This window comes from Paenibacillus wuxiensis (genome assembly GCF_040195695.1).
GTDB classification, from domain to species: Bacteria; Bacillota; Bacilli; order Paenibacillales; family Paenibacillaceae; genus Paenibacillus_B; species Paenibacillus_B suaedae.
This window is the reverse complement of record NZ_JBEFZI010000001.1, coordinates 375,188-391,737: the sequence shown is the minus strand read 5'-3', so window position 1 is coordinate 391,737 and position 16,550 is coordinate 375,188. Positions and strand designations below refer to the sequence as shown.

Here is a 16,550-nt window from a genome sequence, read left to right as displayed (position 1 = left end):
TCCTTACGTCTGTCTACGAAGCAGTGTTCGAATTTAGAAGACCGCTCATCAAGTGCTCTACTGCATCCTTTACATTATCTTGTCTCATGAAATGTTCCCCTACCAGCACCGCATCGACATGCAGCTCATCCATGCGACGAAGATGCTCCGGAAGATGGATACCGCTCTCGCTGACTAAGATACAACCTGACGGAGCCAAATGGCGAATACGATGGGTCTGCTCGATATCGGTCTCGAATGTGTGCAAGTTCCGATTGTTGATGCCGACTAATTTGATTCCTTCAATTCTGCCTACACGCTCCATTTCAACTTCATCATGGACTTCCACGAGAACGTCCATACCAAGTTGTCTAGCTGTTCCGTGCAGATGCTGTAATTGGTCGTCACTCAAAATCGCTGCGATCAGCAGGATTGCATCCGCACCTATCAATCTTGCTTCAAGCACTTGAAGCTCATCGATAATAAATTCCTTCCGCAAAATCGGCAGTTCTGTCAGCGCTCGCACCTGCTGCAGAATGTCATTGCCGCCTTGAAAATATGCGCGATCTGTAAGTACAGACAATGCATCCGCACCTGCCGCCTCATATCCAGCTGTAATCTCAGCGGGATTGAAATGCTCGCGAATCAGCCCTTTGGATGGCGATGCCTTCTTTACTTCAGCAATCAAGGCAACCGAACGGTTCTTATTTACAGTAAGTGCCCCAATGAAGGAGCGGCAAGGTGAAAGCGCTGCTGCCTCCAGAATTGCTTCGTTCCGATTCATCACTCGACTAAGCGCTTGTATCTCTTCTTCCTTCGTTCGTACAATCCGTTCAAGAAACATGACTTAGCCCTCCTGTTGCTGCGATCCATTGCTCCAGCTTCTGATTCGCCAGCCCATTATCGATTGCTTCAGCTGCAATCCGCACGCCTTCTGCAATGGAGCTCGATCGTCCCGCAACGTAAATACATGCGCCCGCATTTGCAAGAACAATATCGCGATGAGCGCCTTGCTCTCCGCGAAGCAGACCTCTTATTATTTGCGCGTTCGTTGCGGCGTCTCCACCCAGCACACTAGTCAACGGCTGCGTGTGTAGACCAAGTGTTTCCGGTGTAATGGTATATGTGAATACTTCTCCATTTTTCAGTTCACTAACTTGAGTTGGTGCCGACAGGCTGATCTCATCCAATCCATCTTCGCTCGCAACAACGAGCGCACGCTTCAACCCCAATTCACGCAATACGGAAGCGATCGTCCCCGTCTTCGTGCGATCATAGATCCCAAGGACTTGCCGATCAGCTCCCGCTGGATTCGTCAACGGGCCAAGCATGTTGAATACGGTGCGTATCCCTAGTTCCTTGCGTGGTGCAGCCGCATGTTTCATTGCAGGATGATAGACTTGCGCGAACATAAAGCAGATGCCGATTCGTTCCAAACACTGTGCAGCTTCCTCACTCGTCAGCTGAATATTTACACCCAGCGCCTCCAGTACATCCGCACTCCCCGAGCGACTGGAAGCCGATCGGTTGCCATGCTTCGCAACCCGCACGGATGCGGATGAGGCGATGATGGCAGCAACTGTGGAAACATTCAACTTATGAATGCCCGATCCGCCTGTTCCACATGTATCAAGCAGGCTCTCATGCGAAGTGACCACTTGATGGGCGCGGCTGCGCATCGCTTCAGCAAAACCCGCAATCTCATCAACTGTCTCCCCCTTCAAACGTAGACCTGCAAGCAGTGCTCCAATCTGAGCCGAAGTCGCATGGCCATCCATAACATCTGCCATTACATCCCTCGCTTCTGAGCGGCTTAAGTGATGCCCTGATAGCACTTGACCAAGCGCCTCCTTCATGAGTGCACTTCCGATTACAAGCTGGCTCGTCATCCTAATTTCCTCCCTTCGGCGACGGGAATCGAAGCAGCCCGTTCTTCCGTTCCGATATAATAGTCCCAGTTCGCCGGCATCATCGAAGTATAAGGTGCCGCGTATCCAACCGCACTTCCCTCAGCTGCGTTCGTTAGCTCGCTCTCATTAGCACAGCCCTCTTGCCCTTCAGCGCCACCTTCGCTGCCGAACATCTCTTCTGTCATCCGAATTGCCAGCAGCAATGCTTTCGCCTTGTTAATCGTTTCTTCGTATTCCATCTCCGGAACCGAATCCCATACAACACCAGCACCAGCCTGCACATAAGCACGGCCTTCTCGGAAAATAATCGTACGTATCGTAATACAGGAATCCATATTCCCATTGAATCCTAAATATCCGATAGCGCCACCATATATCCCACGTGACTCCTCTTCCAACTCTGCAATAATCTCCATTGCACGAAGCTTCGGCGCTCCGGACAATGTACCTGCTGGCAAGCAGGAGAGGAAGGCATCGAAGAAATCCTTGTTCTTGCGAAGCTTGCCAGAAACGTTAGATACAATATGCATGACATGGGAATAACGCTCAACATTCATGTACGTATCACAGCGCACGCTGCCGAACTCGCATACGCGGCCGAGATCATTCCGCCCGAGATCAACAAGCATCACATGCTCGGCTCGCTCCTTCTCATCCTGCATCAGATCTTCTTCCAGCGCTGCATCAACTTCAGCTGTGGCGCCACGTGGTCTTGTTCCTGCAATCGGCCTCGTCTCTACCCGCTCGTCTTTAATGCGCACAAGCATCTCTGGAGAAGTGCCGACAATCATGTCGTCCTCTGTCTTGAGCACATACATATACGGGGAAGGATTCGTCATTCTCAGCACCCGGTACACATCAAGCGGATCCGCTTGTGTCTGCCGTTCGAAGCGCTGTGACAGCACCACTTGAAAGATATCTCCTGACCGAATATATTCCTTGGCTCGATTCACCTTCGCAACAAATGATTCCTTCGTCTCCGAGGATCGAACCCCCTGCAGTACCTCTACAGCCGCAGATGCTGCCGTTGCTTGCTGTACCGGTCGGGTGTTGCTCACTAGAGGTGCTGTCAGCTTCATTTGCAGGCTGCGCAGTTTCTTTCTCGCTTTCTCGTAGCGATGCCGTATCACATCTGCCGAACTCCCTGGTTCCACATGAATATTCACAATAAACTGCATTTGCTGCTTCATATGATCGAAGGCAACAAGCTGATCACAGAACATAAATCGGATGTCGTCCATTTGCAGCGTGTCGTACTTATGACGCGGCAGGCGTTCATACTGCTGAACCAAATCGTAGCCGAAGCAGCCAATTGCCCCTCCTGTCATTGGAGGAAGTCCATCTAGTGCAGGGCTTCTATATTTATGCATCAATTGCTTCATCATCTCGATTGGGCGCTCTCGCACCTCGGTGATATGGCCATGCTCTATCTTCCGCAATCGTCCACTCTTCCCTTGAAGGAGCAAGAACGGATCCGTTCCGATAAAGGAATAGCGGGCCCATTGGACGCCACCCTCCACACTCTCCAACAAAAAAGCATATGGTTCATTGCGCAATCTTTGAAATAATCGAATTGGGGTTTCGGTATCAGCCATCATCGTCTCGGCAACAGGTATGACATTATACTGCCGGGCGAGATGGATTACTTCGTCCAATTGGGGATACATCGCTTTCCACTCCTTTCAACTTCGTTATGCAGCCGTTAAGACGATTACATACCGCGTGATGAACGAGAGCGTCTACCAACCATTTCTTATTCACTTGTTTACGCTTGTTGCAGTGCCTTATCGGAATCAGGCGAATCACGAATGAAAGGCACTGCTGAAAAATAACGTGTACGAATAAAAAAAGCCTCTGCGCAAGGCAGAGGCTTGTTGGTATACGATGAAATTGTGGATGAGTAATTCAATTCATGAGGATATGGATCGCCTTATATAAGGCCTCCCATTGTGCCGCTGCAATAAATCAATGTACAGCAAATACAATAGGCGCTAGCCTATATAGACATGATGTCCATATTCTATCTCGTCTCAGCTCAACTCATCTCAATCTCAAACTCAACTCTGCTCAACTATGCTGATATCAATATAACCGGAAATGTCGGCTTCGTCAATCCAGCAAACTAAATTTCAGACATAACGATCTTCAGATTGGGTTTCCCACATCTCTATTTACTAGACAAATCAGGTCTCAGAGCTATCGCCTCATTCAAGTAGACATGGCGAATCTCGTGCTGCTCCTTGTCCGTGTTGATCGTTACCATTAGGCGGATGCACAATGGCAGACTGCCCTTCACTGGAATTTCAATAGCACACATGAGTGGCACTAGATCCCAGCCTTCCATGGCACGTATCGCACGTGCTGGAAAAGTAGCATTCAAATCCTCTGTCATCGTGATCCAAATATTTGCGATCTGTTCAGGTTGAACCGTATTTTGCGCAACTATCTCCTGGAGCAGCTTCGTAGTCGCATGCAGAATCTCTTCTGCATCATTGCGGGTTACCGTAGTCGCTCCGCGAATTCCTCTTGCATACATGGTCACGCCTTCTCTCCTTTCAACTCCTCGATGATATCTCGTACTAGGCTGACCGGTACATCCTTGCGAATTTCTACATGACCGATTGCAGTAGGCACAATAAATACGGTGTGCCCTTCCTTAAATTTCTTGTCATGCATCATGGCTTGAATAATATCATCCGAATTCATATGCTGTGGCACTGCCACCGGCAGGCCGTATTTCGTCAATATCGCTTCTGTTCGAACAGCAATCTGCTTATCTTCACCCAATCGCTCTGCAAGACGCGCAGAACCAACCATTCCAATTGAGATGGCTTCGCCATGCAGCAATTCTCCGTAGCCGGCAACCGCCTCTAGAGCATGGCCAATCGTATGTCCCAAATTCAATATCGCTCTTAGATCATGCTCACGTTCATCCTGAGAGACGACCTGCGCTTTAATCGCGCAGCCCTTAAGCAGTCCATACGTGAGTGCTTCCTCATCCTTAGCCAGCAAGCGTTCAGCTTGTGCTTCGCACCATGCTGTAAACTCTTCATCCCAGATAAGGCCATGCTTAATCATTTCAGCCAGTCCTGCGCGGACTTCCCGATCAGGAAGCGTAAGCAAGGTCGCTGTATCGTACAGCACCATTTCTGGTTGATGGAAAGCCCCGATAATATTCTTGGCGAACGGATGGTTAACCGCAACCTTGCCACCGACACTGCTGTCATGAGCCAATATCGTCGTAGGCACCTGAATGAAGCGAATTCCTCGCATGTAAGTTGCCGCCACATAACCTGCCAAATCCCCGACTACGCCACCGCCGAGGGCGACGATGGAAGAATGGCGATCACAGCCCGCATCAAGTGCTGCAGTGATGCACTGTTCGTACACCTGCAGCGACTTGGAGGATTCACCAGCTGCTACTACAAAGGAAGAAACCTGATAGCCAGCCTCACGCAGTGCTGCTTCCGTGCGCTCTAAATATAGCGGAGCCACATGATCATCCGTGATGATCACAATTGGACTGCGAGTGGGAATGCTGCGCATTTGAAATGCCTCACCGATTCGCCCGAGAAGACCACTGCCAATCCAAATTGGATAAGAGCGTTCTCCTAGTTCAACAGTAAGCTCTGCTGCATCTAAAGTGAGATTCTTGCTCATGACGTTCCCCCCTTTTAATATCGGGACACTTGTTCCAAATAGTGCTCATAGTTGGCGCGAATTTCTTCCATCGAATCGCCGCCGAACTTCTCCAGGAACGCCTTCGCAACTTCCCAAGCGACTACATGCTCCATGACAACACTCGCAGCCGGCACTGCACACGCATCTGAGCGTTCCACTTGTGCAGTGAACGGCTCCTTCGTATCGATATCAACACTGCGCAATGGCTTATAAAGGGTCGGAATAGGTTTCATAACCCCACGCACGACGATTGGCATTCCGTTCGTCATACCGCCTTCGAAACCGCCAAGTCGGTTGCTAGCTCGTGTATATCCCGTTTCCTCGCTATATAGAATTTCATCATGAACTTGTGATCCGCGCAGTTGACCTGCCTCGAAGCCAATACCGATCTCAACACCTTTGAAAGCATTGATCGACATCACTGCTTGCGCAATGCGTCCATCCAGCTTGCGATCATATTGCACATGGCTCCCAAGTCCAACCGGCAGTCCCTCCACGATACACTCGACAATACCGCCGATCGAGTCGCCTTCGCCTTTGATTTGATCGATGTACGCTTCCATCTTCTTCTCCGTATCGGTATCGACCACACGAACAGAAGAAGCCTCCGTACGTTCAATAATCTCGTCAACTGACAAATTATGAGCAGGAGCTTCGATTTCACCAATGCGAATAACTTGTCCTGCAATCTTGACGCCGAATGCTGCAAGGAACTGGCGCGCTACTGCACCCACAGCTACGCGAGCAGCTGTCTCCCTAGCGCTTGAACGTTCCAGTACATTGCGCAGATCTTTCAATTGATATTTCAAGCCTCCGTTCAGATCTGCATGACCTGGACGCGGGCGATGAACACGACGCTTCTCTTCATCTGTCCCTTCAATCGGCTCCACATTCATAATATTCGTCCAATGCTTCCAATCGTTGTTCTCCACTACAATAGCAATTGGAGCACCTGTCGTACGTCCATGACGCACACCGCCGACGATCGTTGCTGTATCTTTCTCAATTTGCATACGTCTGCCGCGGCCATACCCCTTCTGGCGACGATGAAGTTGGAAATTGAGTTGCTCGAAATCAATAACCATGTTGCTAGGCATCCCTTCAACAATGGCAGTTAGCTGCGGTCCGTGTGTTTCTCCTGCAGTCAAATAACGTAGACTCACAAGTTGCTCCCCCTTTAACTGTGATGCTGTAAATGGCTAAAACCCTTAACTTTTTTCTCATTATAGTATAGGAGGCAACGTTTGACAAGAAAACAAAACGCGCCCTTGCCGCTTTGTTTCAAGCATTAGGGCGCATCTTTCGTTATCGACGTGTAGTCTGTCTATGTTCAATTTAGCCAATCGATGGTATGTAATTCCAGTATGACTGAAATAGTCGAATACACTCTTTAAGTTCGAACAGCTATAATTTTCGATAAAAGAACGTCTCCATCGTTTCAAGCTGATACTGTTGTGGATTGAATATTTGCTCTGTGCTTCCGACGAACAATACCCCACCCGGCTTAAGCGCATTGGCAAACTTTCGATACAACTCATGCTTCGCTTCTTCCGTAAAGTAAATCATCACATTACGGCAAATAATCAAATCATGCTGAGTAGCAAAAGTATCGGTTAATAAGTTCTGCTTGCGGAATCGAATCGATTTCTTCAAGCGATCAATGATATGAAAACTGTTCGACTGCTGCATAAAGTACTTTGACTTGAATGATGGGGGAACGTCTTTCAAAGAGCGCTCAATATAGGAAGCTTGCTGTGCTCTTGCAAGTGCATTCTCGTCAATATCCGTAGCAGAGAGTTCTGTCCGATCAAGCAAGCTCATATCATCGAGAATCATCGCTAGTGTGTAAGGCTCCTCACCTGTCGAGCAAGCGGCACTCCAGCACTTCAGCTGGCGCGTTCGCTGCGACAGCTCTGGAAGCACACGAGTGCGTAGGGTATCCCAACGCAGCGGATTACGCCAAAATTCAGATACATTGATCGTCATACGATCCAGCATTTCATCAAATAACGAAGAATTAGCACTCATCGCCTTGGCATAGGAGGCAAATGTCGAGTAGCCATTCTTCATTCGTAACGTAGACAAGCGTCTACGCATCTGGGTCTCCTTATACTGTGATAAATCGATGCCTGTAGTTGATCGGAAATATTGGACAAATTCCGCATAATCTTGATCATCTCCATGATCCACGGCTGTCCCTTGGCCGAATCCATTAGCAGCAGGGAAAATGGTGGCTGCATCCCATAAGGTCGTCTTGCGCTCTGACAATTGTGCTCACACCTTCTAAGTTCGTATATATGCTGCAACTGAGTTCCTGATCGACAACAAGCATAGCCCAAGATCGCTCAGCAACACCGCAACATAAAAAAACACGGTCGAATATTACTATTCGCCGCGTTCTTCCATAGTCCTGCCCTATGTAAGCTCTTACATCAGAAATCAAAAAAATAATTATTATGTTTCTGCGTGTGTGAGCCGCGCTCATGGCTGCCGATTAAATCCATGGCTCCAATGCCCGCTCGTAACGAAATGAATCCACTTCTGAGAATAAGTTTGCGATTTCACGTTCAGCACTCTCTGGTGAATCCGATCCGTGAACCACATTGAAGTTCGTATGACTTGCATAATCTCCGCGTATCGTCCCTGGTGCAGCTTCAGTCACTTTCGTCTTGCCGATCATCAAGCGTGACAAGCTGATAACATCGTCACCTTCCCATATCATAGCGAATACTGGACCTGAGGTAATAAAATCGACCAGTTCGCCAAAGAAAGGCTTTTGTGCATGTTCTGCATAATGATGTTCAGCTTGTTCACGCGAGACTTGCATCAATTTTCCAGCTACAAGTTTAAAGCCCTTCCGCTCAAAGCGACCTACTATATCTCCTATGAGGCCTCTTTGTACTCCGTCAGGTTTGACCATGATGAATGTGCGTTCCATACGATCACTCCTACTCAAATGTGAAGTCGTCCAACACACGCATTATACCAGATTTTTCTTCAAATGGCACTCGATTTTTTCACCATAGTTCAAATCAATGATTGCGATTTGCAATAAAGTAAGCAATATCGCGCAAGTTGCGGCGAGCACGGATGTTAGGCAGATGCTCTAATACCGCAAGTGCCTTCTCGATATACCGATTTGCTATCTCTTCAGCCCGCTTAATACCATCACTTTGGCGAATCATATCGAGCGCAGCAGATACATCCGTATCTCCATTTCGCTCACGGATACGTTCAATTTCACGAAGAAGAGACTCGCGAAGCTTCGTGTCCTGCAGCGCAAATATTACTGGAAGCGTCAAATTCCCTTGACGAATATCATTCCCTGGCGGCTTGCCTATTTGCTCTTCAGTACCGGTTAAGTCAAGCACATCATCTCGAATTTGAAATGCCATGCCCACATTGTAGCCAAAGCGATACAGCGCATAGCCAATCTTCGGCTCTGCATGTGCGGCAATTGCCCCCAACTGACAGCTAATCGCAATCAGCAACGCTGTCTTTCGACGGATCCGAAGCATATATTGACGGATCGTCTGCTTTGTATTGAAGAAGTCACGAATTTGCTCCATTTCACCGATGCACATTTCAACCATTGCTTTGGAAAATATGCGATGAATCTCTGGCTGCTTCAATTCTGTAGCTACAACCAGCGCTTGGCCATACATATAATCGCCGGCATACATGGCAACGCGATTATCCCATTTGGCCTTAACTGTCAGTTGCCCTCTCCGAGTTTCAGCGTCATCAATGACATCATCATGCACGAGTGAGGCCATATGAATTAATTCCAGGGGAACAGCAACGCGCTTCAACTGTTCTATATCGTATGTACCGAATTTCCCTGCAAGCAGAACGAATACCGGACGTATTCGCTTCCCGCCCGCCTTCAGCAGATGCAGCGACGCTTCCGTAAGGAGCTCGTGATCGGAGCGGATGTTCCGCTCCAATTCACGTTCAATATACGCTACATCTTGTTTCATTGTCGCATAAATGTCCCACAGTTTCATGCCTTCACCTAACCAACTGTATTTTCCGACCCAAGTTCCAAGTGAACCTCAAGATCAATAAGTCCCAACTCAAATGCAATTTAAAAATACAGACACGAAAAGATAAAAGATCGGCCACACGTTTGTGTTATCCATTCGGCAGATCCGAATCTTCGGCAGTCTGTACTTCCGAATTCCCCCACCTTGTAAACAACTGGTGATCGATATCCATGCAGTCCAACACCTTGCCGACAAGGAAATTAATGATGTCATCCAGAGTCTGAGGATGATAATAAAATGCAGGCATCGCCGGCACAATACGTACACCCATATTCGCAAGCTTCAGCATATTCTCCAAATGAATCGCATGCATCGGCGTCTCGCGCGGAACGATTAGAAGCGGACGGCCTTCCTTCATCATAACGTCAGCAGCTCGCCCCATCAAATTATCGGAAGCGCCGTGTGCAATCGATGATAAGGTTCCCATGGAGCACGGCATGATCACCATGCCGTGCACCCGAAATGAACCGCTTGCTATGCTTGCCCCAATATCCTGGTTCGGATGATACGTAACCCGATGCGCCAAATCGCCGAATGCCAGCTCAATCGCTTGCTGACGCTTCGTAACATTCCATCCGAGTTCTTCCTTTAGTACGCGCCATCCAGCATCTGATACGATGAGATGAACCTCATAATCGGCTTCCAACAGACATTGAATCAATCGGACACCGTATATAGCACCACTTGCCCCTGTAATACCAACTACGTAATGCTTGCGAGATGCAGCACTCATTACTTCATCACCACCATGTCAATAAGCGTGAAGCAAAATACAACGATGCTGAGCACACCGTTCATCGTGAAGAAGGCTGTGTTCAGCTTGCTCAAATCGTACGGCTTCACAAGCATATGCTCATAAATAAGCAGGGCACTTGCAATAACCGTACCTATGATATACCACCAGCTTAATTGAGTTAAAAATAATAGCAGTATAAATCCAAACGCTGTAGCAATATGGAAGCCTCTTGCAATCCAGAGTGACTTCGCAATTCCGAAACGTACCGGGATCGACTTCAAGCCTTCCTTCTTATCGAACTCATAATCCTGGCACGCATAAATAATATCGAACCCGGTAGTCCAAAACGCAACGGTTAAATAAAAGGTGAGAGCTGCCCAATCGATTCCATTCGTTACAGCCACCCATCCTCCGAGCGGTGCCAATGCAATCGTAAGTCCCAGCACAACGTGGCATAGCCATGTGAAGCGCTTGGTAAACGAATAAAATACTAACATAAAGACGGCAACCGGAAGCAAGTATACAGATAATGGCTCCAGATTAGCCGCTGCCCAAAATAAAAGACCGAACGACACGGCCGTAAATAACAGTACTTCTCCTGCCTTCAGCAATCCTGCGGGTATTGCTCGATTTGCAGTTCTTGGGTTCTTCGCGTCGATGGCAGCGTCAATTAACCGATTGAGCGCCATTGCCGCGCTTCGAGCTCCGAACATCGCCATGAGGATCCATCCCCATTCAGGGAGCGTTGGGAAGCGTTGATGAACAACCATTCCTCCCAGCAGTGCGCCCATAAACGCAAATGGAAGAGCAAATATCGTATGCTCGAACTTAATCATTTCTAAGAATATACGTACTTTTTTAAGCATGACCATTCCCCTTCGTCCCGATGTGAAGAGCGGCAATGCCACCGAAGAACGAATACGCTTGTACGCGATCAAGTCCATTAACTCTAAACATCTGTTCTAGCTCCTTGCGGCCCGGGAACGTAACAAGCGACTCTGGTAGCCACTTATACTGCTCATACCGCTTCGCAATCAGCTTGCCAAGCAATGGCAGCACATTGCGGAAGTAGAAATAATAAATGCCCTTGAACGGCTGCCATGTTGGCTTGCTCAGTTCAAGACACACAACTTGTCCACCCGGCTTGACCACTCTGCGCATTTCACGAATGACTTGCTCAAAATCCGGAACATTGCGCAAACCGAAACCAATCGTCACATAGTCAAAGCTGTTGTCGGGGAATGGAAGCTCCATTGCATTTCCTTCAACAAGCTCAATTTGGCTGTGCAGGCCTGTTTGATCCACCTTCTTCTGACCTACCGCCAGCATATTCGAACTGAAGTCCAGCCCTGTAATCTTGCCTGTGCCGCTCGCTTGCGCCAACTGAATCGTCCAGTCACAAGTTCCACAGCACAGATCAAGCGCTGTCTCCCCCTGCTTCATGTCCATCTTGCGCATCGTGAAGTTGCGCCAAGCCTTGTGACGTCTGAAGCTCAGTATATCATTCATAATATCGTACTTCGGAGCTATGCTCTGAAATACTTCTTGAACATAATGTTCCTTGGTCTTGCCAGTCTTAGGCGAATGTGTCTCCACGATCTGTCACCTATTCCTTTCTTCGCCGAACGTATCGTCGATCTATTCGAGGTTGAACGCTCACTATCATTTACAGACGAGGTAAGGCAAGAAATGTGTCAAGACGTTGTCTGGTGCTCTCGTCAAACGGCAATGTCACCGCTAGCGTATGCAATTTATCCCGTGATACACGAACTTGATAAGCCAGCTGCTCCCTTACCTCATACTTGGACATGAGCGCATTCCAGAGCATCTCGTCAACCAATTTCTGCTTCAATTTTCTTCTTTCCTCATCCGTGCCTTGCTGCCATACATGCCAGTAAGACCAGCTGCCTTCGAATCGTTCGAAATGATCCGCTCGCTCTTGTTCTCTTTCTAGTACTTCGAGCTCTGTCAACGAATCAAGCAGTTCCTCCCATGTGGAGATGTCTTCTTGATTCATCTGAGCGTTGAAGGACTGGAACAACGATTTCTTCAGCGTAACGCTCGCCCGTAAATATTCCTCTGCGGTCATTGTCCAATGCTTCATCTTGTCCACCATCGTCATCTTCAGACGATTAATATCGCATACGGATTGGCTCAAAGCCCTTACCGTATCAATCTGACCTTGCTGCGCAAGCAGGTTATAGAAGCGACTGCTGAAATAGTCTCCAGCCAATACTTTCAGCTGCCTTGAACGCAAGTTGCGGTCGTTATGCTGCACCGCTGCCAGTTCAATCGTATCATGCGTGTCTAATCCAACCTGCACGAGCGATGTAACTAGCGCAAATAATTCACTATGTTCCGCTATTGGCTTACTGCGGTTTAAAAAGGCGAACATCAGCTCCACTCTTGCGTTAGGAAACGCAGGCAGTTCCGTGTGCGCCTGGATCATGTCATGTTCAACATACCGCTTAGCCAATTGCGAGATATGATAACCATTCATCTGCTGCCTCCGACTGTACCGGTTAGTCATCCTTACGGATGTCGCAATCTAAATCATTATAGCATATGTTTAAAGTGATAGGACAACATTTCTTCGTTCTCCTATTTCTTATGACCAAGACCCTTACTCTCATCTGACTGCCGGAAACTGACGCTCCCAGTGCGGTGTATAAATAATCCGCCATGCCTCTTCAAGCTCCTTCGGCATTGTTCCTTTCGATTTCTGGAGAAGCTTCAAACTTTCCACATCTACTTGAGAACGCTGCGCATCCATACCAAGCAATACATATCTCTTTTTAGCCATGTCATCCTGTATAACGACACGAAACTGCAGACGTTCGACATTGCTTGTTTGTATGAAGGCGAAGCGAAGAAGCTCATGGATATCATGATAAATAATTTCTGGATGGACAATTGTTGCAGCCACTTTTACATCAATCACCAGTTTATCTGACTCCCAAGTAACCCGACTAAACTTCAACTGAAGTGGAAGCTCTGATAAATAATCCACGATCTCCTCGGAACTGAGCTTGACCATACGTGGTGAAGGGGTAAATACAGCTACATCTTTATTGGCGTCCGGCATCCGCTCAACCAGTGAATACAATAGCCCTAATCCTAGCGGAAGCATAATCGTAACGCAAAGCACGATGACCAGAGTTCTATAGCGATGCATATTCTTCATTCTGAACCTTGCACCTCCACATATTGTAGATCAAGTCAACACTCCAGATAACAGACAGTGTCGACGTTCCAGAGTATGTCCATACCTCATGTCTATAATGAAAAAAAGCAGGCTATGCCTGCTTCCCTCATGAAAACAAAAAATTTCATTCCTATTCGTCTTTATCGGTATGAATTACACCGTGTTTTGTCATAACAACTGCTTTGCCGCGAATTTTAATTGCGGACGTATGATCCGTGAACTGGGCGACAAGCACTTCATTCTTGTCCAGCTTCTCCGTATGATGAAACTTCGTATCTGTTCCGCGTGTCAGACCGATCACCTGAACTCCCTGATCTTTGGCCTTTATTACGATAAAGTCATTTTGTGTTTCCAACTGCTTGACCTCCTTGCATATGTATTGGCTTCCTTGCAGCGTCAACCATGTGAATCATCATTCTTCGGGCATACTACTAGTGTAGCACGTTTCATCTAAAAGGAGCTAATGCGATGCACCCAGCACATTTACAATCTAACCAGCTACAGCTGCTTCAGCAGTGGGAAGAGCAATTAAGTCAAGTAAGTGGTCAGCGTATTGTACTGGTCGCCTACAGCGGCAGTGCACAGAGCACTAGAGCAGCTAAGAGTAATCTAGAGCATCCTACTCCACCACTTCCCCTCTGAAAAGGAGCAGAAGCCGCGACATTCATGTCGCGGCTTCTACCTCACTTGCGTTCCCCTATTAGACAAAAGTATGTAAGTTCACTTATTTGATGCCATCTTTAAGTGCTTTGCCTGGTTTGAACGCAGGGATTTTGCTTGCAGGAATTTCAATCTCCTCGCCCGTTTGTGGGTTACGGCCTTTGCGTGCGGAACGTTCGCGCACTTCAAAGTTACCGAAGCCTACCAATTGGACTTTGTCGCCGTTCTGAAGTGCAGTCGAAATCGCTTCGAATACAGCATCAACTACTTTCGTCACATCTTTCTTCGACAATTCCGTAGCCTCTGCCACTTCAGTTACCAATTCAGATTTATTCATTCTGTTCACCTCCTGATTCAAGTATGCATCGTTATCCATTTTCTTTACTGTTTCTCTAGAATTTATACCTTATCATCAGCAAAACAGTTCAATACGATATCCAATCTGCTGCCAAATCGGTTCACAGAACAAATTTATAGTAATATACCGTTGTTACAAATGCAAGTAGGGACTGAAGAACAACGATAAGCTTATGTGTTTCCCCTACTGTTTATCTGATATTCCCTTCACTCTATCTTCAACATCTCGCAGCCTGCCACCAGCTGAAGCATAGAACAATAACTGCTCTTCCGAAGCCTCTCCTCGCTCAAATAGCCGCACCATTTCCCCGTCATACATAACAACAATGCGGTCGCCAACCATTGACGCTTCATACATGTCGCTAGTGAAGTAAATGATTCCTCTTCCTTCCTCTGACAATTGTCCAATGATGCGGAAAATCTCATTTTTCGCACCGACATCGATCCCATTCATAGGTTCATCTAAGACAAATACATGCGCATCAGTGCCAAGCCATTTCCCTATGGCAACCTTCTGCTGGTTGCCTCCACTTAAATGTCTCACTTTCTGCTTCACAGAAGCGGTCTTGATATTAAGCTGCTCGATCACGCGCTCTGCTGACAGCCGCTCTCGCGCGGTTGATACGAAACCCGCTGTGCAGTACTTTGGCAATGTAGAGATACATAAATTGCTCTGTAACGACTCATCCATAAATAAGCTATATTTGCGTCGCTCCTCGGGAACAAGCACGATGCCCGCACGAATCGCATCACGAATAGAACGCGGCTGAAGCACTTCTCCATTCAACGTTATCTCTCCGCCATCGCACAGCTCGGCCCCACCAAGAATCCGTGCCAGCTTCGTCTTCCCTGCTCCTATCAGTCCCACAAATACAAGAATTTCCCCGCGTCTCAATTCGAAGTTTACATTTTTGAGCTTCTGTCCGCAAGAGATTCCCTTCACAGTAAGCAGAACCTCTTCACGAACAGAGGAATGTACACCGGGTTCTTCTTCTATGGTTTTATCCAGCATATATTGAATTGCTTCCTTGGGGCAAATATCAGAGATTAGCGAACTGTGAACCAATTCACCGTCACGCAAGATAGAGATACGATCACAATGATGAAACACTTCAGCCAGGCGATGAGTAATAAATAGAACGATAACTCCTTGATCTCGAAGTGTATGCATAATTGTAAATAACCGCTCTGACTCCTCAAAGCTAAGGGATGCAGTTGGTTCGTCAAATATGACAATCTTCGCTTCATTCAATAATATTCGCGATATAAGCACCATCTGCTTCTCTGCTAATGTGCACTCCTCCATACGCAGCGAAGGCGAGATCGACAGGCCGATAGCATCCATGATGCTCTCAGCCCTCTTCTTCAGATGTGCAGGGCGAATCCAGCAAGAACTTCTCCCCATGCTAAAGTCATCCATCATAATATTCTCTGCTACTGTAAGCTTGGGAACAAGTGCGACATCTACCTCTTGATATACACAATGAATTCCCTGTTTCTTCGCATCAGCAGGTGAATGAATTGATAATTGCTCGCTTCCTAACTGGATGACTCCGACATCGGATCGGCATGCGCCTGACAATATATTCATCAACGTACTCTTCCCCGCTCCATTAGAGCCAACAAGAGCGTGAATTTCTCCGCTAGATGCAGTAAAGTTGACTTGCTTCAGAACAGATAGCCCATTATACGATTTTGTAATTCCAAGCATGTACAAATTTGAATCCGCTTCAAATTGACAATTGCCTGCCGCTTCCGTATCGGAGACATGCGCGGAACGTAAGTTTGATACTCCTTGCGTTTTCCATACGCTGCTCATCTCTATCCCGCCTCTTAACTTTACTGATCCATTCGATTTTTGCATGACGAATAAATCCCACTTTTTACCGTTAACGGCATTATTCTTAAATATACCCGCTTCCTTCGAGTCTGTAAATTGATTTAGCAATAAAAGATCGATGAATTTTTACAGGAAC

General features: G+C 47.4%; 18 protein-coding genes. 1 reads left to right on the top strand and 17 read right to left on the bottom strand.

Going from position 1 to position 16,550, the window contains the following annotated elements; genetic code table 11:
- Positions 1-13 precede the first annotated feature (13 nt).
- The 15 genes from trpC to mtrB all read right to left on the bottom strand — a co-directional run bounded on the left by trpC (position 14) and on the right by mtrB (position 13,912).
- Positions 14-823 (bottom strand): indole-3-glycerol phosphate synthase TrpC, encoded by an 810-nt coding sequence (gene trpC, locus ABN764_RS01800; RefSeq protein ID WP_446670744.1) that lies wholly within the window; start codon positions 821-823, stop codon positions 14-16.
- The gene (trpD, locus tag ABN764_RS01795; RefSeq protein ID WP_446670896.1) at positions 813-1,835 is read right to left on the bottom strand and encodes an anthranilate phosphoribosyltransferase; all 1,023 of its coding nucleotides are present in this window, start codon (positions 1,833-1,835) and stop codon (positions 813-815) included. The genes trpC and trpD overlap by 11 nt, the downstream gene beginning before the upstream one ends.
- A 29-nt stretch (positions 1,836-1,864) precedes the next feature.
- Positions 1,865-3,556, bottom strand: a complete 1,692-nt coding sequence (trpE, locus tag ABN764_RS01790) for an anthranilate synthase component I (protein ID WP_446670743.1) — start codon at positions 3,554-3,556, stop codon at positions 1,865-1,867.
- A gap of 500 nt (positions 3,557-4,056) precedes the next feature.
- On the bottom strand, positions 4,057-4,425 hold the full coding sequence (aroH, locus tag ABN764_RS01785) for a chorismate mutase (protein ID WP_021254683.1): 369 nt from the start codon (positions 4,423-4,425) through the stop codon (positions 4,057-4,059).
- 2 nt (positions 4,426-4,427) lie between these two features.
- Positions 4,428-5,549 (bottom strand): 3-dehydroquinate synthase, encoded by a 1,122-nt coding sequence (gene aroB / locus ABN764_RS01780; RefSeq protein WP_315744371.1) that lies wholly within the window; start codon positions 5,547-5,549, stop codon positions 4,428-4,430.
- A 14-nt stretch (positions 5,550-5,563) separates the two neighbouring features.
- Complete coding sequence (gene aroC, locus ABN764_RS01775) at positions 5,564-6,733, bottom strand: chorismate synthase (RefSeq protein WP_142543005.1); 1,170 nt, start codon at positions 6,731-6,733, stop codon at positions 5,564-5,566.
- Between the two features lie 241 nt (positions 6,734-6,974).
- Positions 6,975-7,799: a CheR family methyltransferase gene (locus ABN764_RS01770; protein WP_446670895.1), complete on the bottom strand. Its 825-nt coding sequence runs from the start codon at positions 7,797-7,799 to the stop codon at positions 6,975-6,977.
- A 265-nt stretch (positions 7,800-8,064) separates the two neighbouring features.
- Positions 8,065-8,508: a nucleoside-diphosphate kinase gene (gene ndk, locus ABN764_RS01765; protein WP_021254687.1), complete on the bottom strand. Its 444-nt coding sequence runs from the start codon at positions 8,506-8,508 to the stop codon at positions 8,065-8,067.
- A 94-nt stretch (positions 8,509-8,602) separates the two neighbouring features.
- Complete coding sequence (hepT, locus tag ABN764_RS01760) at positions 8,603-9,577, bottom strand: heptaprenyl diphosphate synthase component II (RefSeq protein WP_021254688.1); 975 nt, start codon at positions 9,575-9,577, stop codon at positions 8,603-8,605.
- Positions 9,578-9,704: 127 nt separating this feature from the next.
- Positions 9,705-10,349, bottom strand: coding sequence for a UbiX family flavin prenyltransferase (locus ABN764_RS01755; RefSeq protein WP_446670742.1), 645 nt, complete (start codon positions 10,347-10,349; stop codon positions 9,705-9,707).
- Positions 10,349-11,218, bottom strand: coding sequence for a UbiA-like polyprenyltransferase (locus ABN764_RS01750; RefSeq protein WP_021254690.1), 870 nt, complete (start codon positions 11,216-11,218; stop codon positions 10,349-10,351). The genes ABN764_RS01755 and ABN764_RS01750 overlap by 1 nt, the downstream gene beginning before the upstream one ends.
- On the bottom strand, positions 11,211-11,948 hold the full coding sequence (locus ABN764_RS01745; protein ID WP_446670741.1) for a demethylmenaquinone methyltransferase: 738 nt from the start codon (positions 11,946-11,948) through the stop codon (positions 11,211-11,213). Before ABN764_RS01745 ends, ABN764_RS01750 begins: the two co-directional genes overlap by 8 nt.
- 70 nt (positions 11,949-12,018) lie before the next feature.
- On the bottom strand, positions 12,019-12,852 hold the full coding sequence (locus tag ABN764_RS01740) for a heptaprenyl diphosphate synthase component 1 (protein ID WP_446670740.1): 834 nt from the start codon (positions 12,850-12,852) through the stop codon (positions 12,019-12,021).
- A 129-nt stretch (positions 12,853-12,981) separates the two neighbouring features.
- A complete protein-coding gene (locus ABN764_RS01735; RefSeq protein WP_446670739.1) occupies positions 12,982-13,536 on the bottom strand; it encodes a hypothetical protein in 555 nt (184 codons plus the stop codon).
- Between the two features lie 151 nt (positions 13,537-13,687).
- Complete coding sequence (mtrB, locus tag ABN764_RS01730; protein ID WP_446670738.1) at positions 13,688-13,912, bottom strand: trp RNA-binding attenuation protein MtrB; 225 nt, start codon at positions 13,910-13,912, stop codon at positions 13,688-13,690.
- A gap of 113 nt (positions 13,913-14,025) precedes the next feature.
- Here mtrB and ABN764_RS01725 point away from each other — a divergent pair, with 113 nt between their 5' ends.
- Positions 14,026-14,199, top strand: a complete 174-nt coding sequence (locus ABN764_RS01725; RefSeq protein ID WP_446670737.1) for a hypothetical protein — start codon at positions 14,026-14,028, stop codon at positions 14,197-14,199.
- 82 nt (positions 14,200-14,281) lie between these two features.
- On the opposite strand, the gene hbs is transcribed toward ABN764_RS01725, so the two are convergent.
- Positions 14,282-14,554, bottom strand: a complete 273-nt coding sequence (gene hbs / locus ABN764_RS01720; RefSeq protein WP_021254695.1) for a non-specific DNA-binding protein Hbs — start codon at positions 14,552-14,554, stop codon at positions 14,282-14,284.
- Between the two features lie 204 nt (positions 14,555-14,758).
- On the bottom strand, positions 14,759-16,393 hold the full coding sequence (locus ABN764_RS01715) for a sugar ABC transporter ATP-binding protein (RefSeq protein ID WP_446670736.1): 1,635 nt from the start codon (positions 16,391-16,393) through the stop codon (positions 14,759-14,761).
- Between the last annotated feature and the right edge of the window lie 157 nt (positions 16,394-16,550).

Bases quoted from the DNA above. Each gene is read 5' to 3' on its own strand.
- trpC (WP_446670744.1), bottom strand. From the start codon at position 823: ATGTTTCTTGAACGGATTGTACGAACGAAGGAAGAAGAGATACAAGCG.
- trpD (WP_446670896.1), bottom strand. From the start codon at position 1,835: ATGAAGGAGGCGCTTGGTCAAGTGCTATCAGGGCATCACTTAAGCCGC.
- trpE (WP_446670743.1), bottom strand. From the start codon at position 3,556: ATGTATCCCCAATTGGACGAAGTAATCCATCTCGCCCGGCAGTATAAT.
- aroH (WP_021254683.1), bottom strand. From the start codon at position 4,425: ATGTATGCAAGAGGAATTCGCGGAGCGACTACGGTAACCCGCAATGAT.
- aroB (WP_315744371.1), bottom strand. From the start codon at position 5,549: ATGAGCAAGAATCTCACTTTAGATGCAGCAGAGCTTACTGTTGAACTA.
- ndk (WP_021254687.1), bottom strand. From the start codon at position 8,508: ATGGAACGCACATTCATCATGGTCAAACCTGACGGAGTACAAAGAGGC.
- hepT (WP_021254688.1), bottom strand. From the start codon at position 9,577: ATGAAACTGTGGGACATTTATGCGACAATGAAACAAGATGTAGCGTAT.
- ABN764_RS01755 (WP_446670742.1), bottom strand. From the start codon at position 10,349: ATGAGTGCTGCATCTCGCAAGCATTACGTAGTTGGTATTACAGGGGCA.
- ABN764_RS01750 (WP_021254690.1), bottom strand. From the start codon at position 11,218: ATGCTTAAAAAAGTACGTATATTCTTAGAAATGATTAAGTTCGAGCAT.
- ABN764_RS01740 (WP_446670740.1), bottom strand. From the start codon at position 12,852: ATGAATGGTTATCATATCTCGCAATTGGCTAAGCGGTATGTTGAACAT.
- ABN764_RS01735 (WP_446670739.1), bottom strand. From the start codon at position 13,536: ATGAAGAATATGCATCGCTATAGAACTCTGGTCATCGTGCTTTGCGTT.
- ABN764_RS01725 (WP_446670737.1), top strand. From the start codon at position 14,026: ATGCACCCAGCACATTTACAATCTAACCAGCTACAGCTGCTTCAGCAG.
- hbs (WP_021254695.1), bottom strand. From the start codon at position 14,554: ATGAATAAATCTGAATTGGTAACTGAAGTGGCAGAGGCTACGGAATTG.
- ABN764_RS01715 (WP_446670736.1), bottom strand. From the start codon at position 16,393: ATGAGCAGCGTATGGAAAACGCAAGGAGTATCAAACTTACGTTCCGCG.